At 75.0% G+C, this 16300-nt stretch carries 15 protein-coding genes and 1 pseudogene; 8 read left to right on the top strand and 8 right to left on the bottom strand.

Going from position 1 to position 16300, the window contains the following annotated elements; translation table 11 throughout:
- Positions 1-56: 56 nt before the first annotated feature.
- Positions 57-2135, bottom strand: a complete 2079-nt coding sequence (locus ACGFSH_RS14815) for a SpoIIE family protein phosphatase (protein WP_393348421.1) — start codon at positions 2133-2135, stop codon at positions 57-59.
- Between the two features lie 241 nt (positions 2136-2376).
- On the opposite strand from ACGFSH_RS14815, the gene ACGFSH_RS14810 reads away from it, so the two are divergent.
- The 4 genes from ACGFSH_RS14810 (at position 2377) to ACGFSH_RS14795 (ending at position 6536) form a co-directional block, all read left to right on the top strand.
- Positions 2377-3279, top strand: coding sequence for a hypothetical protein (locus ACGFSH_RS14810; protein ID WP_393348419.1), 903 nt, complete (start codon positions 2377-2379; stop codon positions 3277-3279).
- 131 nt (positions 3280-3410) lie between these two features.
- The gene (locus ACGFSH_RS14805) at positions 3411-3779 is read left to right on the top strand and encodes a hypothetical protein (protein WP_329406755.1); all 369 of its coding nucleotides are present in this window, start codon (positions 3411-3413) and stop codon (positions 3777-3779) included.
- 155 nt (positions 3780-3934) lie between these two features.
- A complete protein-coding gene (locus tag ACGFSH_RS14800) occupies positions 3935-5950 on the top strand; it encodes an FAD-dependent oxidoreductase (protein ID WP_393348417.1) in 2016 nt (671 codons plus the stop codon).
- A 31-nt stretch (positions 5951-5981) separates the two neighbouring features.
- Complete coding sequence (locus tag ACGFSH_RS14795) at positions 5982-6536, top strand: PadR family transcriptional regulator (protein WP_393348415.1); 555 nt, start codon at positions 5982-5984, stop codon at positions 6534-6536.
- 88 nt (positions 6537-6624) lie between these two features.
- Here the strand turns inward: ACGFSH_RS14795 and ACGFSH_RS14790 are convergent, their stop codons facing one another.
- The 3 genes from ACGFSH_RS14790 to ACGFSH_RS14780 all read right to left on the bottom strand — a co-directional run bounded on the left by ACGFSH_RS14790 (position 6625) and on the right by ACGFSH_RS14780 (position 9086).
- Positions 6625-7176, bottom strand: a complete 552-nt coding sequence (locus ACGFSH_RS14790) for a hypothetical protein (protein WP_393348413.1) — start codon at positions 7174-7176, stop codon at positions 6625-6627.
- 181 nt (positions 7177-7357) lie between these two features.
- On the bottom strand, positions 7358-8332 hold the full coding sequence (locus tag ACGFSH_RS14785) for a fibronectin type III domain-containing protein (protein ID WP_393348411.1): 975 nt from the start codon (positions 8330-8332) through the stop codon (positions 7358-7360).
- A gap of 325 nt (positions 8333-8657) precedes the next feature.
- Positions 8658-9086: a signal peptidase I gene (locus ACGFSH_RS14780; protein WP_393348409.1), complete on the bottom strand. Its 429-nt coding sequence runs from the start codon at positions 9084-9086 to the stop codon at positions 8658-8660.
- Positions 9087-9305: 219 nt separating this feature from the next.
- Here ACGFSH_RS14780 and ACGFSH_RS14775 point away from each other — a divergent pair.
- Positions 9306-10004: pseudogene (locus tag ACGFSH_RS14775) on the top strand (glycoside hydrolase family 75 protein); the annotation flags it as partial.
- Between the two features lie 374 nt (positions 10005-10378).
- Here the strand turns inward: ACGFSH_RS14775 and ACGFSH_RS14770 are convergent.
- The 4 genes from ACGFSH_RS14770 to ACGFSH_RS14755 all read right to left on the bottom strand — a co-directional run bounded on the left by ACGFSH_RS14770 (position 10379) and on the right by ACGFSH_RS14755 (position 13408).
- On the bottom strand, positions 10379-10789 hold the full coding sequence (locus ACGFSH_RS14770; protein ID WP_393348407.1) for a PTS-dependent dihydroxyacetone kinase phosphotransferase subunit DhaM: 411 nt from the start codon (positions 10787-10789) through the stop codon (positions 10379-10381).
- Between the two features lie 7 nt (positions 10790-10796).
- On the bottom strand, positions 10797-11402 hold the full coding sequence (dhaL, locus tag ACGFSH_RS14765) for a dihydroxyacetone kinase subunit DhaL (protein ID WP_393348405.1): 606 nt from the start codon (positions 11400-11402) through the stop codon (positions 10797-10799).
- A 48-nt stretch (positions 11403-11450) separates the two neighbouring features.
- Positions 11451-12443 (bottom strand): dihydroxyacetone kinase subunit DhaK, encoded by a 993-nt coding sequence (gene dhaK / locus ACGFSH_RS14760; RefSeq protein ID WP_393348403.1) that lies wholly within the window; start codon positions 12441-12443, stop codon positions 11451-11453.
- A gap of 443 nt (positions 12444-12886) precedes the next feature.
- Positions 12887-13408: a hypothetical protein gene (locus ACGFSH_RS14755; protein WP_393348401.1), complete on the bottom strand. Its 522-nt coding sequence runs from the start codon at positions 13406-13408 to the stop codon at positions 12887-12889.
- 183 nt (positions 13409-13591) lie between these two features.
- On the opposite strand from ACGFSH_RS14755, the gene ACGFSH_RS14750 reads away from it, so the two are divergent.
- From ACGFSH_RS14750 to ACGFSH_RS14740, 3 genes are all read left to right on the top strand, one after another.
- Positions 13592-14380 carry a YqjF family protein gene (locus ACGFSH_RS14750; protein WP_393348399.1) on the top strand — a complete coding sequence of 263 codons (789 nt, stop codon included), beginning with the start codon at positions 13592-13594 and terminating at the stop codon, positions 14378-14380.
- Positions 14381-14749: 369 nt separating this feature from the next.
- Positions 14750-15628: a hypothetical protein gene (locus tag ACGFSH_RS14745; protein WP_393348397.1), complete on the top strand. Its 879-nt coding sequence runs from the start codon at positions 14750-14752 to the stop codon at positions 15626-15628.
- A 101-nt stretch (positions 15629-15729) separates the two neighbouring features.
- The gene (locus ACGFSH_RS14740; RefSeq protein ID WP_393348395.1) at positions 15730-16191 is read left to right on the top strand and encodes an RpiB/LacA/LacB family sugar-phosphate isomerase; all 462 of its coding nucleotides are present in this window, start codon (positions 15730-15732) and stop codon (positions 16189-16191) included.
- Positions 16192-16300 lie beyond the last annotated feature (109 nt).

Genomic DNA, 16300 nt, shown 5'->3' with positions numbered 1-16300 from the left:
GTAACGGGAACCTGTGAAGCGGTGCGCCCGCCCGTCTCTCCCCGCGGCCCGGCCGTTCAGCCGTCCGGGCCGCCGGGGGGCAGCGCCCGTGCCACCAGCAGCGCGACGTCGTCCTGGTTGTCGGGGTGGTGCAGCGCCCGCAGCAGAAGGTCGCACAGTTCCTCCAGCGGCCGGGCGGGATCGTCGAGCAGGGCCAGCAGCGCCGCCAGACGCTCGTCGAGGGAGTGGGTGCGGGTCTCGACCAGCCCGTCCGTGTAGAGCACCAGCTGGTCGTCGGGGGCGAAGTCGACGTCGGTCGTGGAGAACGCGACCCCGCCCACGCCGAGCGGCACGCCCGTCGGCAGCTCCAGCAGCTCCGGCGGGCTGCCGGGCCGCACCCGCACCGGCGGCAGATGCCCGGCGTTGGCGATCCTGCACCTGCGCAGCGCCGGGTCGTGGACGGCGTACACACAGGTGGCGATGGAGTGGTCCAGGCCCTGCGTGATGCGGTCCAGGTGTTCCAGCAGCACCGCCGGGTCCAGGTCGAGGGAGGCCAGCGTGGTCGTGGCCGTGCGCAGCCGGCCCATCGTGGCGGCGGCGTCGATGCCGCTGCCCATGACGTCGCCGACGACGAGCGCCGTCTTGCCGTCCGGCAGCGGGATGACGTCGAACCAGTCGCCGCCGACCTCCGTGGTGGCGCCCGCGGGCTGGTAGCGGGAGGCGACCGCCAGGCCGCCGGTGACGGGCGGATGGCTCGGCAGCAGACTGCGCTGGAGGGTGAGCGCGGTGGTGCGGGCGTTCTGGTACCAGCGGGCGTTGTCGATCTGCACGGCCGCGCGGGCCGCCAGTTCGCGGGCGAGCAGCAGGTCGTCGTGGCCGAACGGCGAAGGGTTGCGGGTCCGCTTCAGGTCGAGGGCGCCCAGTACCTCGCCCCGCGCGATGAGCGGCACCGCCAGGTAGGAGTGCACCTTGGCCCGGGCGAGCAGGGTTGCCGCCTCCGGGGAGCGGGCGATGCGGGCGAGGTCGGCCTCCTCCACCTGCGCCAGCATGACCGGCCGGCCCGAGCGCACGCACTCGGTGACGAGCCGGTCGGGTGCGTAGCGGGCCACCTCGCCGGGCTGGTCGGCCGCCCGCAGCGCGTCCGGCTCGTCGTCGGCCCGCACCGCGAGGGCGCGGATGACGGCGGGTTCGGCGGGCCCGAGGCTGGTGCGCCGGCCCGCGACCACCGCGTCGAGCAGATCCACCGCGGCCACGTCCGCCAGCTCCGGCACGGCCACCTCGGCGAGTTCGCGGGCGGTGCGCTCCAGGTCCAGGGTGGTGCCGATGCGGGCGGAGGCGTCCGCGACGAGCGCCAGCCGGCGGCGCGCGGCCTCCGCCTCGACGGCCGCCCGGTGCCGGTCCGTGACGTCCCTGACCGAGACGGCGACGCCCAGCACGGTGCCGCGCGCGTCCTCCAGGCGGTACAGGGAGACCGACCAGGCGTGGTCCCTCTGCGGGTCGGCCGGGGTGCGGCCCGCGGAGAAGCGGTCGACGAGCGGTTCCCCCGTCCGCAGCACCTGGCGCGCCGCGTCCTCCAGGGCCTCGGCGTCCACCAGCGGCAGCACCTCGCGGACCGTGCGCCCGAGATGATCGGCGGCCCGCACGCCGTTGATGCGCTCCAGCGCCGGGTTGACCGACAGGAACCGCAGATCGGTGTCGAGGACGGCGAGGCCGTTGGGTGACTGTGCGACCATCCGGGTGGCCATGGCGACGTCGCGTTCCAGTCGGCGCACCGTCGTCTGGTCGGCGGCCAGCCCCAGGGCGTAGACCTCGCCCCGTTCGTCCGTGAGCCGCATGTTGCGGAACTCCACCAGCACGGTGGAGCCGTCCTTGCGCCGGATGGGGAACGCCCCGGCCCAGCTCCGGCCGGTGGCCATGACGTCGGCGAACAGCTTCACCACCAGGTCGACGTGGCGTTCGTGGACCATGACCCGGGCCGCGTACCGGCCGAGGGCCTCCCGCGCCGTGTAGCCGAACAGTTCCTCGGCCTGGGGGCTCCACAGCGCGATACGGCCTTCGGTGTCGAGCACCACCGAGGCCACGTTCAGCACGTCCAGCAGCCCGCTCGGCCCCGTGGGGCCGGCCTCGCCGGCCGCGGACGGTCCGTCTGCGCTCATGCCACGCACCGCCTCCGCGCTTCGATGCGGCACGCCTTCCCCCATGCCGTCTCTCCCTGTTCTCTCGCGCTCAACCCATTTCCGCCAGGCCCGGACATCCGTCTCCATGGTCCTCCAGTACGGCCCGGCGCGCCGTTCCCCTCAGGGCCCGCTCCCGTCCATTCGATTGGTCTGTACATGACCACGATGGCGGGCCAGACTGTGCGCCGAGCGCGCCCCACCCCCCGTCACGAGGAGTCCCATGCCCCTGCGCCCCGTCCGCCGCCGCGCCCGCCAGGCCGGCGCCGCCCGCACCGTCCGCGCCTCCCTGCTCGCGCTGGCCGTCGCGACCGTCACCGCCCTGGCCGCGGCCCCGCCGGCCGCGGCCGCGGACGCCTGGAAAGAGATCGGCTCCGACCGGGCCGCCCCGCTGACCGAGAGCCAGGGGCTGGCCTCGGTCGAGGTTCCGGCGGGCAGTCCCAACCGCTACACCGGCATCGGCACCATCCCGCTGTCCCTCTCGTTGCGGGGCTGGAACCACGTCGGCGACCCGGACGCCTCCTACGACGGCTACTACGTCGAGCCCTACCAGAGCGACTCGGCGGGCGCGAAGATGTACCGCGTGCAGGCGCCCGGCGGCGCCTGGTCGGAGTACGTCCACGCGCTCCGTCCCGGCGAGGCCCTCAACAACTCCTGGGTGGCGATCACCCCGGACAGCCAGTGGATGCTCTCGGGCGAGTGGGGCACCATGACCCGGTTCCTCGTCTTCCCGACCCCCGGCGCGAACCCGGCCACCTCGCCCTCCGCCGACCTGCCGCAGGCGTCGGCCGTCCGCCTCGACCACGCCGTGCGCGACGTCCAGGGCTGCGACTTCAGCGGCCCGACCACCCTGCTGTGCTCCTCGGACGACCCGGAGGGCACTCTCTTCGGCGTGACCAAGCCCCTGCTCCAGATCGACCTGTCCGCGCCGCCCGGCGGCGGCTCCGACGTCACCGGCCATGTCACGGCCCTGCGCCAGCTGCCCCTGCGCAGCTCCTGCTCGGGCTCCTTCGAAGCGGAGGGCGTCGACTACGACCGCCGCAGCGGCACCCTGCGCGTGATCGTCGTCTCGCCCGGCTTCTGCGTGCTGACCGACAGCAAGACATACCGGCTCACCCGCGGCTGAGCCGGCGGCCGGCGGCCCCGCGCCGCCGGCCCGTCGCTGGTCCGGCCGGGAAACTGATGCTTTTCTGGGGATGTGGAGCGGTCTGCGGGGAACCCGCACAGCCGCGCCACCCCACGAGAGGAGCGATCACGATGGATCGCGAGCGATCGCACGAGGAGTCCGTCTCCGTCGAGATCAGCGGATGCAGCAAGGAAGATGCCCGGATCGTGTTCGACACGCTCAACGCGTGCTTCGAGTCCGACCGAGGCGCCGGTGAGGAGCCGCAACAGCTCCACGAGTCGCGCCCCATGGTGTGGCTCGGGACCTTCGAGGTCACCGAGGCGCGCGACTGCGCCGAGCCGGCCCGGCTCTCGTCGTCCGTCGAGGCCGACGCCCAGGGCAGCTACTGGGCGATCGAGCGGCTCCGCTCGACGCTCGACTCGGTGTTCTCCGTGCGCGACCTGTCCTCCGCCTCCGGCGACCAGGAGCGCGAGCTGCACGTACTGCTCGAGAGCAGGTGAGCACCCGGCCGGGCGGGCCTGCGTGACCGTGAACCGGAAGACGGAGCGCCGGTGACCTGCGGCACATGAGCGGGCCTCATTGTGCAACTAGTTGCACAACCCGTGCGCGGTCCTCTAGAACTGTGAGGGACTACCGCCGCGCACGGAGGCCCGCCATGAGCCGTTACCCCCATCTGCTGAGCCCGCTCGACCTGGGCTTCACCACACTGCCCAACCGCGTCCTGATGGGCTCGATGCACATCGGGCTGGAGGAGGCCGAGCGCGGCTTCGAGCGCATGGCCGCGTTCTACGCCGCCCGCGCGCGCGGGGGAGTGGGCCTCATCGTCACCGGCGGCATCGCCCCCAACGACGAGGGGCGGCCCGCCGCGGGCGGCGCCAAGCTCACCACCGAGGCGGAGGCCGAGCAGCACCGGATCGTCACCGACGCGGTCCACCGCGAGGGCGGCCGCATCGCGATGCAGATCCTGCACTTCGGCCGGTACGCCTACCACCCCGAGCTGGTCGCCCCTAGCCCTTTGCAGGCCCCGATCAGCCCCTTCGTGCCGCGTGAGCTGACCGACGCCGACGTCGAGCGCACCATCGACGACTACGCCCGCGCCGCCCGCCTCGCCCGGCGGGCCGGCTACGACGGCGTCGAGATCATGGGCTCCGAGGGCTACCTCATCAACGAGTTCATCGCGGCCCGCACCAACCGGCGCACGGACCGCTGGGGCGGCTCCTACGAGAACCGGACGCGATTCCCGGTCGAGATCGTCCGACGGGTGCGCGAGGCGGTCGGCGAGGACTTCATCGTCGTCTATCGGCTGTCCATGCTGGACCTGGTGCCCGGCGGCTCCACCCTCGACGAGGTCGTCGCCCTCGCGAAGGCCGTCGAGGCGGCCGGCGCGACCATCATCAACACCGGCATCGGCTGGCACGAGGCGCGCATCCCCACCATCGCCACCTCGGTGCCGCGCGGCGCCTACACCTGGGTGACGAAGAAGCTGATGGGCGCGGTCTCCGTGCCCCTGGTCACCACCAACCGGATCAACACCCCCGAGGTGGCGGAGCAGTTGCTCGCCGACGGCTGCGCCGACATGGTGTCCATGGCCCGCCCGATGCTCGCCGACCCCGACTTCGTCAACAAGGCCGCCGCCGGCACCCCCGAGGCCATCAACACCTGCATCGGCTGCAACCAGGCCTGCCTCGACCACACCTTCAGCGGGAAGATCACCTCCTGTCTGGTCAACCCGCGCGCCTGCCACGAGACCGAGCTGGTCCTCGCCCCCACCCGGCTGCGCAAGCGCGTCGCCGTCGTCGGCGCGGGGCCCGCCGGCCTGGCCTGCGCGGTCAGCGCGGCCGAACGCGGCCACCAGGTCACCCTGTTCGACGCGGCGAGCGAGATCGGCGGCCAGCTCAACGTCGCCCGCAAGGTGCCGGGCAAGCAGGAGTTCGACGAGACGCTGCGCTACTTCCGCCACCAGCTCGACGCCCACGGCGTGGACGTCAGGCTCGACACGCACGTCACCGCCGAGGACGTGGCCGGCTACGACGAGGTCGTCGTCGCCACCGGCGTCAGCCCCCGCACCCCCGACATCCCCGGCGTCGACCACCCGAGCGTCGTCGGCTACCTCGACGTCCTGCGCGACGGCGCGCCCGTCGGCGACCGCGTCGCGATCCTCGGCGCGGGCGGCATCGGCTTCGACGTCGCCGAGTTCCTCACCGACGGCGGCGACAAGACGAGCGAGGACCCGGCGGCCTACTTCCGCCAGTGGGGCGTCGACATGGACTACCGCGAGCCCGGCGGCCTCGCCGCGCCCGAGCGTCCCGCGCCGCCGCGCACGGTCCACCTCCTCCAGCGCAAGACCACCAAGGTCGGCGCGGGCCTCGGCAGGACCACGGGCTGGATCCACCGCACCGAGCTGAGGCACCGGGGCGTCACCATGGTCCCGGGCGTGCGTTACGACCGCATCGACGACGCCGGGCTCCATGTGACCGTCGGTGAGCAGAGCACCGTCCTGGAGGTCGACACGATCGTCCTGTGCACCGGCCAGGACCCGCGTCGCGACCTGTACGAGGCCCTGGTCGCCGCCGGCGGCTCCGTGCACCTCATCGGCGGCGCGGACGTGGCCGCCGAACTGGACGCCAAGCGGGCGGTCCAGCAGGGCACGGAGCTGGCGGCGGCCCTGTAGAGGCCCTCGGGTCCGTCCCTAGGATGACTCCATGTCACTCCCGCACGCGATCCTCACCGCCCTGCTAGAGCGGCCCTCCTCGGGGCTGGATCTGACCCGCCGGTTCGACAGGTCGATCGGCTACTTCTGGTCGGCCACGCACCAGCAGATCTATCGCGAACTGGGACGACTGGAGGCCGCGGGCCACATCCGCGCCCTGCCGGCCGAACAGCCGGCCCGCGGGCAGAAGAAGGCCTACGAGGTCCTGCCCGCGGGCCGCGCCGAACTGGCGCGCTGGACGGCGGCCGCCCAGGACCCGAAGCCGCACCGCGACGCCATGCTGCTGCGGCTGCGCGCCGCGGCCGTCGTCGGCACCGCGGGCCTGGAGGCCGACCTGCGGCGCCATCTGGAGCTGCACCGGCGGCAGTTGGCCGAGTACGAGGAGATCGAGAAGCGCGACTTCCCGCCCGGCGAGGACAGCGCGCAGGCCAGGTTGCAGCACCTGGTCCTGCGCGCCGGCATCGAGCTGGAGACCTTCTGGACGCAGTGGCTCACCGAGGCCCTGGCGGGGCTGCCCGCCGCGGAGGACCGGCCTCAGGAGCCGTGAGCGGTCTCACCGGCCGTGCCGCCGCACGAGCCGTGCGGGCCTCGGGACTCGGCGGTGAGGGGGGTGAACTCGCGGTCGGGGACGGACCTCAGAGCCGGTAGGGCTTCGACCGGCGGCGCAGGAACCAGGCCGCCGCGATGGCGCCCGCCCCCACCAGCGCGCCGCCCACCGCCATGGTGACCGTGCCGTAGTCGCGAGCCGCGCCGCCCAGGCCGCCCATGACCCCCCGTGAGGGCGAGGCCGTTGCCGTGGCGGTCGAGGAGATCGTCGGGGCCGACGGGGCGGAGACGATCACGGACTGGGTGCCGGCGGTGTCGCCCCGGGAGCACATCACGACCACCGTGTAGGTGCCCGGCGAGACGGCCGACCAGGCGGCGGACTGCCCGGCGGCCGTCCCCGACAGGGCCACCTGGCGGCCCTGCGAGAAGCTCGCCTGGCTGCCGGTGAGCAGGGCGGCCGTGCCCCAGCTGCCGTTGATCTGGGTGCAGGAGCTGGTGACCACCGACACCGTGGAGCCGGTCGTGCTGACGGAGATGCCCGAGGCCCGGGCGGCGGCCGGCCCGGAGGCGAGGGTGAGGGGCAGCGCGGCGGCGGCTGCCACGGTCAGCCCAGAGCGGACGAGAAGACGGGAAGTGCGCATCGGATGTCCTCCGGCGGCGGCACGGTTGGCGGTACATCCCTTGCGCCGCCGAGGATCGGGTACGCCCGTGCTGCCTCAGGGTCAGCCAATGCGCCTTCCGTCCGCCCCGCACCCGGGCCGCCCCCGGGCAGGTGACGGATTCCCCCGGACGGCCCACGCGGCGCCTCCGCTCACGGCCCCCTCACCCGCCCCCGCCCGTCGTCACCGTCCGCCGCGCCGAGTACGCGCCCCAGGTGCCGTCCGGCAGCCGGGCCCGCAGCCGCACCCGGTGGACCACCCCCGCCTCCCGCCCCGCGTAGAAGCTGTACGCCGCCCGTCCCCGCGGCGGGGCGCCGCCCCAGACCAGTGAAGTGGCCTGCCGACCGTCGAGTTCGACCTGGTACTCGGTGACGACGCCGTCCACCTGCGGAGGCGTCCAGGAGAGGTCGAGATAGTAGGCGCCGTCGGCCGGCCGGGAGGCGGCCAGGAAACCGGCCGGCGCGGTGTCCCGCCCCCCGTCCGTGCCCGCCGCCGTGGTCAGGCGCACGGGCGGACCGGCGGGTGAGACGTTGTCGGCCGCGTCGCGGGCCCGGACGGTGAACGCGTAGCGGGTGTGCGGCCGCAGCCCCGTCACGACCGTCGCCGTCTGACCGCCTCCGACGCTGTGGATCTTCGTGCCGCCCTGGTAGACGTCGTACGACACGACCTGGCGGTCGTCCGTGGCGGCCGACCAGGACAGCTGGACGGCCCGGCTCCCGACGGCCCGTCCGGTGACGTGGCCCGGCGCGGTCGGGGCCGAGCCGTCCACCACGGCGGCCGGCATCGTCGCCCGCGCCTCCCGGCTGGGCGGTCCCAGCCGTCCGCCGGCGTCGCGGGCGCGCACCGTGAAGACGTACGCGGTGGACGGCGCGAGGCGGACGACGTCCAGCATGTGCGCGGAGCCGGGCGCCTCGCCGACCTTCCGCCCGCCCCGGTACACCTCGTAGGCGCTGACCTCGGGGCCGTCGGCGACCGCGTTCCACATCACGTGCACGCTCGTCGCGCTTCCGGCCCGGGCGCTCACACCGGTCGGCGCGCCGGGCGCCCGCCCCTCGTCGGAGCCGCCCCCGGCCGCGCAGCCGCACGCCACGGCCGCCACCAGCGCACTCCCCGCGATCCCCAGCGCAACACGTCGCACGGCTTCGCCTCCCGGCCCGGACCGCGGCAATGGTCCGGACCAATATGACCCGCTCCCGCGAGCACATCAAGAGGGCGAAGAGAGTGCGCAGGGCGGACGAAAGGGGCGAGGAGGTTTTGGAGGCCGCCGTTGGCGACCGCGTCCGGACGTTACGTATGCTGAAGCAGCTCGCGGCTGAACTCTCCCTGAGGGCTCGGAAGTTCATGCCGGTGGCGCGGACCGCTGTCGTCGCTGATCCCGCGCCGGCGGAGTCGCCCGGGGGTCCGCGGCCAGACGGCCGCCGGACCCCCGGCCTCCTGCCCGCGACGCGCCCGGCCGAAGCCGCTCACCCGGCCTGCGGCAGCGACCGTTCCCCCGCGACGGCGCCGTCCTCGCTGTGCCCGCTGTCCTCGTCGTCCACCCGGTAGCCGGGTACCGACGGCCAGCGGACCGTGAGCACCACGGACTCCTCCTCCGCGAACCATGAGTGGTCGACGCCGTGACCCCACACGACGTAGTCCCCCTGCCTGGACAGGACGACGCTGCGCCCGGGCAGCTCCACCCGGAAGCGCCCGCTGACGAGGACCAGGAGGGCGGTGCGCTTCTCGCCCCGCACCCACCGGGCGCGCTCGTCGCCCCGTGGGTGGACGCCCCACTTGATCTCCACGGCCTCGCTGTGCCGGGGATCGGAGACGTCCTTGAAATGCCCCAGCAGCCACCCGCGGTCCAGCGCCGCGTCCTGGCCGGCATTGCCCACATACACGCTGTCGTTCATGGCAGCGCAAGGTAGCAGCAGGTCGCGGGCCCGGAGCGCGCGGGCGGGCGCTCCCGCCCGGGGACCGACGCTCAGCCGCGCGGGGAACGCCCTGGCCCTCCCGGTGGCCGCGGACCGCGCGTCGTGCTCCGTACGGCCCTCTCGAAGTGGCCGCGTGACGACCCCGGCACCAGATTGTTCCGAGTGTCCGTCACCGTCCTCACGAGAGGGTCCCGCATCGTGCGCGTCAAGTCGCTGACGCTGGCCGCGGCCGGCCTGGCCCTGCTGGCCCCGGCCGCCCCGTCCCTGGCCGTGCGCCCCTCCCCGGCCGCCGCCGGCGCCCCCGCCTCCCGGCAGGAGGGCTCCGTCCGCGCCGCCGACCTGCTGGCCCGGGTCCGTGACTGCGCCCCCGTCTCACACGGCCGGTACCGCACCGACGACGACGCGCCCGCCACCGTCCAGGTCTGCGGCACCGACGAGGCGGTCTTCTGGACGGCCGACATGGACATCGACTGCGACGGCCGCCCCGGCCCCCACTGCAACAGCGCCACCGACCCGCTGTTCTCCGACGCCACCGCCTTCCAGCAGTCCGACGGCCGCTACCTGAGCGCCGAGCAGCTGCCCTACATCGTGGTGCCCGGCGTCAGCGCCGTGTGGGATCACCGTGCCCACGGGGTGGGCGGGGGGTCGGTGGCGGCCGTCGTCTACGGGGACCGGGTCGAGTACGCGGTCGTCGGGGACGTCGGGCCGCGCGGGATCATCGGCGAGGCGTCCTACGCCACCGCCCGGGCGCTCGGCATCCGCGCCGACCCGCACGGCGGCGGCACGCCCTCGGGCGTCACGTACATCGTGTTCAGGAACGCCCGTGCGACGCCCATCGAGAGCCATGCGTCCGCCGTGGCGGTGGGAGAGCGGCTGGCCCGGGCGTTCGCGCAAGGACCCGCTTCTCCGTCTCCGTCGTCGTCCCCGTCCCCGTCCTCTGCGTCTGCGTCCCCGTCTCCGGTCCCGGCGACGAGCGCCGCCGCGGCCCCGCGGGAGGAGGACGCCGAGGACGACTGGGCGCCGAACACGGAACCGGAGGCCCAGGAGCCCCCGGAGACCCCGGACGGGACGGACGGCGAGGCCTGGACGCGGGCCGGCGCCACGCAGGACGCCGGGACGCACGCGGACCGGGCCGCCGACGACGGCGGAGGAGCCGGACAGGACGGCCCGGAAGGCTGAGGTCGGCCGGCGGCGGGCGGGTCGGGGCGAGAGACGGGCCCCGACGGACCGCTCACCCCCGGCCGTACCTGCGGACGGACGATCGGTCGTCGTCATGCCTTGCGGTAGGTGTACGCCTCCTGGGCGGCGGCCTCGACCGCGTCGAGGTCCGCGCCCGCGGCGGAGGTGACCACCGCGGCCACGGCGCCCTCGACGAACGGGGCGTCCACGAGCCGCGATCCGTCGGGCAGTTCGTCGCCCTCCGCGAGCAGCGCCTTGACCGTGAGGACGGCGCTGCCCAGGTCGGCGAGGACCGCGACCCCGGCGCCGCGGTCCACCGAAGCGGCCGCGGCGGAGATCAGCTCGGCGCTCGTGCCCAGCCCGCCGCCTTCGGTGCCGCCCGCCGCGGCGACCGGCACGGCCGCGCCGCCGCCCGCCAGCCCCCGCGCCAGCTCGGCCACGGCCTCGGCCACCTGCGCGCTGTGCGACACCAGCACGACCCCGACCGGCTTCTGCGTGCTCACGGCCGCCTCACTTCCCCTCGGCCTCGGTCTCGGCCAGGGCGGCGACGAGGAGGGCCGCCGAGGTCGCGCCCGGGTCCTGGTGACCGATGCTGCGTTCGCCGAGATAGCTGGCCCTGCCCTTGCGGGCCCGCAGCGGGATTGTCGCCTCCGCGCCCTCCTCGGCGGCGGAGCGGGCCGCGCCGAAGCCGTCGTCGAGGCGGTCGACGGCCGGCGCCAGCGCGTCGATCATGGTCTTGTCGCCCGGGACGGCCCCGCCGAGCTTCATCACGGCGTCCACACCGACCCGCAGCGCCTCCGCGAACTGCCGCTCGTCCACTTCCGCCGCGTCGCCCAGCGCCTTGCCGGTCCTGCGCAGCAGAGTGCCGTACAGCGGCCCGGAGGCTCCGCCGACCGTCGAGATCAGCTGACGGCCGGCGAGGGTCAGCACGGCGCCCGGAGTCGCGGGCGACTCCTTCTCCAGGGCCGCGGTCACCGCGGTGAATCCGCGCCGGAGGTTGCTGCCGTGGTCGGCGTCCCCGATGGGCGAGTCGAGAGCGGTGAGCCGGTCCGCCTCGCGGTCCACGGACGCGGCGGTCGCCGTCATCCAACGGCGGAAGAAGTCGGCGTCGAGCACGGGATCTCCTTGTGTGGTCGGTACGGTCCGGGACGCTCGTGCCCCGCCTCAGACGCCCCAGCGCAGCCCGGCGGTCTTCACCGGCGCGTTCCACAGCCGCAGCAGCTCCTCGTCGACCTCGCAGAGGGTCACCGAGGCGCCGGCCATGTCGAGGGACGTCACATAGTTGCCGACGAGGGTGTGCGCCACTACCACTCCGCGCTGCGCCAGCACCCGCTGCACCTCCGCGTTGAAGCCGTACAGCTCCAGCAGCGGCGTCGCGCCCATGCCGTTGACCAGCACCAGGACCGGGTTGCGGGGCGTGATGTCGTCGAGGATCGCCTGGACGGCGAAGTCGGCGATCTCGCCCGACGTCATCATCGGACGCCGCTCGCGGCCGGGCTCGCCGTGGATGCCGACGCCCAGTTCCAGCTCGCCGGCCGGCAGGTCGAAGGTCGGGCTGCCCTTGGCGGGCGTCGTACAGGCGCTGAGCGCCACGCCGAAGCTGCGGGAACGCTCGTTGACCTGCCGGGCGAGCGCCTCGACCCGCTCCAGCGGCTGGCCCTCCTCGGCCGCGGCCCCCGCGATCTTCTCCACGAACAGCGTCGCGCCCGTACCACGCCGGCCGGCCGTGTAGAGGCTGTCGGTGACCGCGACGTCGTCGTCGACCAGCACCTTCGCGACCCGGATGCCCTCGTCCTCGGCCAGCTCGGCCGCCATGTCGAAGTTGAGCACGTCACCGGTGTAGTTCTTCACGATGAACAGGACCCCGGCCCCGCTGTCGACGGCAGCGGCGGCCCGCACCATCTGGTCCGGCACCGGGGAGGTGAACACCTCGCCCGGACAGGCGGCGGAGAGCATCCCCGGACCGACGAACCCGCCGTGCAGCGGTTCGTGCCCCGATCCTCCGCCGGAGACCAGGGCCACTCGCCCGGCCACCGGAGCGTCCCGCCGTACGATCACCCGGTTCTCGACGTCGACGGTCAGCTCGGGATGAGCCGCCGCCATCCCGCGCAGCGCGTCCGCGACGACGGTCTCGGCAACGTTGATCAGCATCCTCATGGATACCTCCCAGGGGGATTAGTAGATGCGGCACCACTCCCATTCTGCGCGCCGGGCCGGTCCGGGTCACTTGCCGGACACGCCGACGCGCGGTGAGAGGCAAGGGAAGCGGGCCGAAAACCGGCCTCCCCGCGGCCCGGGACGGGGGAGGGAAGGCCGATCGCCCGGCCCCTGTCGCACGCGGGCGCCAACCACGCTCGCGCCGAAGGCAGTTGTACGCGCGCCGGCTTCTGCGGGCCGATCGACGGGGACGTGACCCTGCCGAGAGCGTCCTTCGCCGCAGGCGCGGACAGACGGACGGATCGGCGGACGGGCGGACGGCTCGCGCCCGGACCGTGGCCGACCGCCCGGCCCCCACCGGCGGAACCGGGGCCGCAGACGCCCCGACCGAGGCCTCAGGACGGCAGTTCCGCACGTGACGGGGGCGCCGGGCGACGGGCGCCTCAGGCCGCGAGCGCCCTGCCGGGTCCGAGGCGGTCCAGGAGACGGGCGCGGTGCAGGCCGGCCACCGGGGCGAGGAGATCGGGGTGGCGCAGCAGCGCCGCCGCGCCGAGGTCGCGGTCGTCGGGTGCGACCAGACGCCGGAAGGCGGGCGGCGTCCCCGGACCGGGGTCGTCCTCCGCGAGTGCGGCCACCGCCGCGGCTGCCAGCTCCGGGTCGCCGAGCAGACAGGCCGCCCAGCTGACGACGACCTCGTCGACCCAGGTCCGCCAGGCATGGTCGTCGAGGAAGCCGTCCGCGTCCGCGCCGCTGACCCAGTCCAGGCGGCCCGAGCCGCCCGGGCCCGCCAGGCCGACCAGGGCGGCGTCCGTGGCGGTCGGATAGCGCAGCCGGGCCGCCACCGTCGCCGCCTGCCGGGCCTGCGCCTCGCACAAGGCGTCGGCGAGCGCGCCGCCGCTCGCCGGGTAGGCCCGGGTCAGCCAGTGGGCGCCGGCGGCTATGAGCGGGGAGAGATCAGCGAACAAGGCGGGCCGTCCGAGGGGTGCGGCAGCGGGGAGCAGCGATGATCAGTGGGGGAGGGGCAGCGCAGGAGGCTGCGGACGATGCGGGAGCTGCGAAGAACCGTAGCCCGAGACGCCCGCGGAACGACATGTGTCCTCAGCCACAGCGGCCGGTGCTCCCGGGCCGCCGTCGGGGATACTGGGGCGGTGCCGCACATACCGCAGCCATCGGTCCCGGTCCCGCCACACCCCGTCACGCCCGACGCTCCGGGCCTGATCGCGCGCCCGCTGCTGACCCAGTCCTGGCTCGACCTGACCTTCCTGCACTGGGCGGCCGACCCGGCGGACGTCGCCGGGCTGCTGCCGCCCGGAACGGTCCCGGACACCCTCGACGGCGTCACCTACGTCGGCCTGGTGGCGTTCCGTATGCACCGGGTGGGCTGGTTCCGCCTGCCGGGTGTGCCGTATCTCGGCTCCTTCCCCGAGACGAACGTGCGGCTGTACTCGGTGGACGCGCACGGGCGCCGCGGTGTGGTCTTCCGCTCGCTGGACGCCTCCCGGCTGGTGCCGGTGGCCGTGGCGCGGGCCGGCTTCCGGCTGCCCTACGCGTGGTCGCGCATGGCGATCGACGCCGACGGCGACACCGTCGTCTACACCAGCCGCCGCAGGTGGCCCGGCCCGCGCGGCGCCCGCAGCCGGATCGCGGTGCGGGTGGGCGAGCCGATCGGCGAACCCACCGCGCTGGAGCACTTCCTGACCGCGCGCTGGGGGCTGCACAGCGCCTTCTTCGGCCGGTCGATGTACCTGCCCAACGCGCATCCGCGCTGGCCGCTGCACCGGGCCGAACTGGTGGAGTGCGAGGAGGACCTGATCGCGGCGGCGGGTCTGCCGGCGCCCGAGCGGGATCCCGTGAGCGTCCTGTACTCGCCGGGCGTCCCGGTCCGCTTCGCCCGCCCCGCCCGCCGCCCCGGCCCGGCCGGCATCCCGACGCCCTGACCCGTTACCCGCCGCGCCACGGGCCTGCCCCACCTCCGCCGCCCCCGGCCCGCACGGCCGGCCCGCCCCGGTCGGAAGGGCGGCGACCGGGGGATGTTCCGGGGCCCTTCCGGGCGGGGCGACAGTACCGGGCGCCGCGTCGCGGGTCCCGTGCGCGCGCGTCCACCGCCCGCGGGCGGCGGACCCGTCGGGACGGCGGGGTTGTTATGACCGCCGTCATGACGGATGCTGCATGACGGCACACGAGGCACCGCGTGCCGGGCGGGACGCCCGCGACGCACGGTGCCCGCGAGGCACGACATGCGACGTACGGGGCGGGACGCGCGACGCCGCGCGCCGCGCGGGACGACGAACCGGGAGGGCCGGGCAGTGGGCGACACCGTCGCACGGGCGATGTGGGAGAGGTTCGAGCCGGTCCACCAGCTCGTCTACTTCGCCCCCGAGGTACGCGAGGCGGCCGACGGCCTCGGGATGCGCGGCTACTGGATGGGGTACTTCGCGCTGCGCGCGGCGCCCCTCGGGCCCGCTCCCGCCGCGGTGGTCACCAGCTGCTTCCACGTCTTCCATCCCGACCGGGTGGCGCGCGCCCTGCCGGACGCCTGGGGCCACGCCTCGCCGCAGGAGGTGCTCCGGGCGCGCGAGCGGGCCGTGGACGCGGCGATGACCGCCCTGTACGGCGCGGACGTCGTCGCCTCCCCCGAAGTGGCCGAGGCCGCCGACCTGGCCTGGCGGGCGGCCTGCGCCGCGGACACGGCCGGGCGCGTGCTGGGGGCCGCCAACCAGGCCCTGCCCCGTCCCACGCAGCCCCACGTCAGGCTCTGGCAGGCCGTCACCACGCTGCGCGAACACCGCGGCGACGGCCACTTCGCGGTGCTGGTGGCCCGTCGACTGGGGCCGGTCGCGGCGATGGCGCTCAAGAGCGCGGCCGGCGAGACCGACGCGGAGTTCCAGCGCAGCGCCCGCCAGTGGGACGCCGACGCGTGGCGGGCGGCCGAGAAGGAGCTCGCCGAGCGCGGCTGGCTCGACGGCGCGGGACGCCTCACGGCGGCCGGGACGGCGGCCCATGAGCGGATCGAGGCGGACACGGACGCCGCCGCGGCCGCGCCGTGGACGGCCCTGGGCCCCGACGCCACCGCCCGCCTCGCCCACCTGCTCGAGCCGCTCGCCCGCACCGTCCTCGACTCCGGGATCGTGCCGGCCGCCAACCCGGTCGGACTCACCGACGGCACCTGGGGCTCTCCCGGCTGAGAACCGCGCCGCGACGGGCGGCCACGGGCGCGGCTCCGGGCGGCAGTGCGGGAACGCCGTTCCGGCGGCGGCGCCCCGTCGCCCTCAGTAGGCTCCCCCGTATGCGGATCTCCGTCTCCTCGGACATGGACGAGCCAGTGGCCCGGGCCCTGGTGGCCGAACTGCGCGGGCGCGGGCACGACGTGGTCCCGCACGGCGCGCTGCGCAGCGGCGACGACCCGCGCTGGGCGGTGTGCTCGGAGGCCGCGGCCCGCGATGTCGCCGACGGCACCTCCGAGCAGGCCGTGGTGTGCTGCTGGACCGGCACCGGCGCGTCCATCGCCGCCAACAAGGTGGCCGGCGTCCGGGCCGCGCTGTGCGCCGACGCCTACACCGCCGACGGGGCCCGCCGCTGGAACGACGCCAACGTCCTCGCGCTCAGCCTGCGCCTGACGTCCGAGCCGCTGCTCAAGGAGATCCTGGACGCCTGGTTCGCCGCCGAGGCCGGCGGGGACGCCGAGGACCGGCAGAACGTCGCCCACGTCGAAGGCCTCGACGCCCGCAGGGCGGGGGCACCCGGGTAGCGGACGGCCCCCGTACGGACGGCTGCGCTCCTCCGTACGGGTCGCCGCGCTCTGTCGGGCACCCGGGGAACACGGCAGGGTGGGCAGGTACGGACCGGCAACACCCGCG

The organism is Streptomyces sp. NPDC048481 (assembly GCF_043200075.1).
Lineage (GTDB): Bacteria > Actinomycetota > Actinomycetes > Streptomycetales > Streptomycetaceae > Streptomyces.
This window is presented reverse-complemented; position numbering and strand designations above follow the sequence as displayed.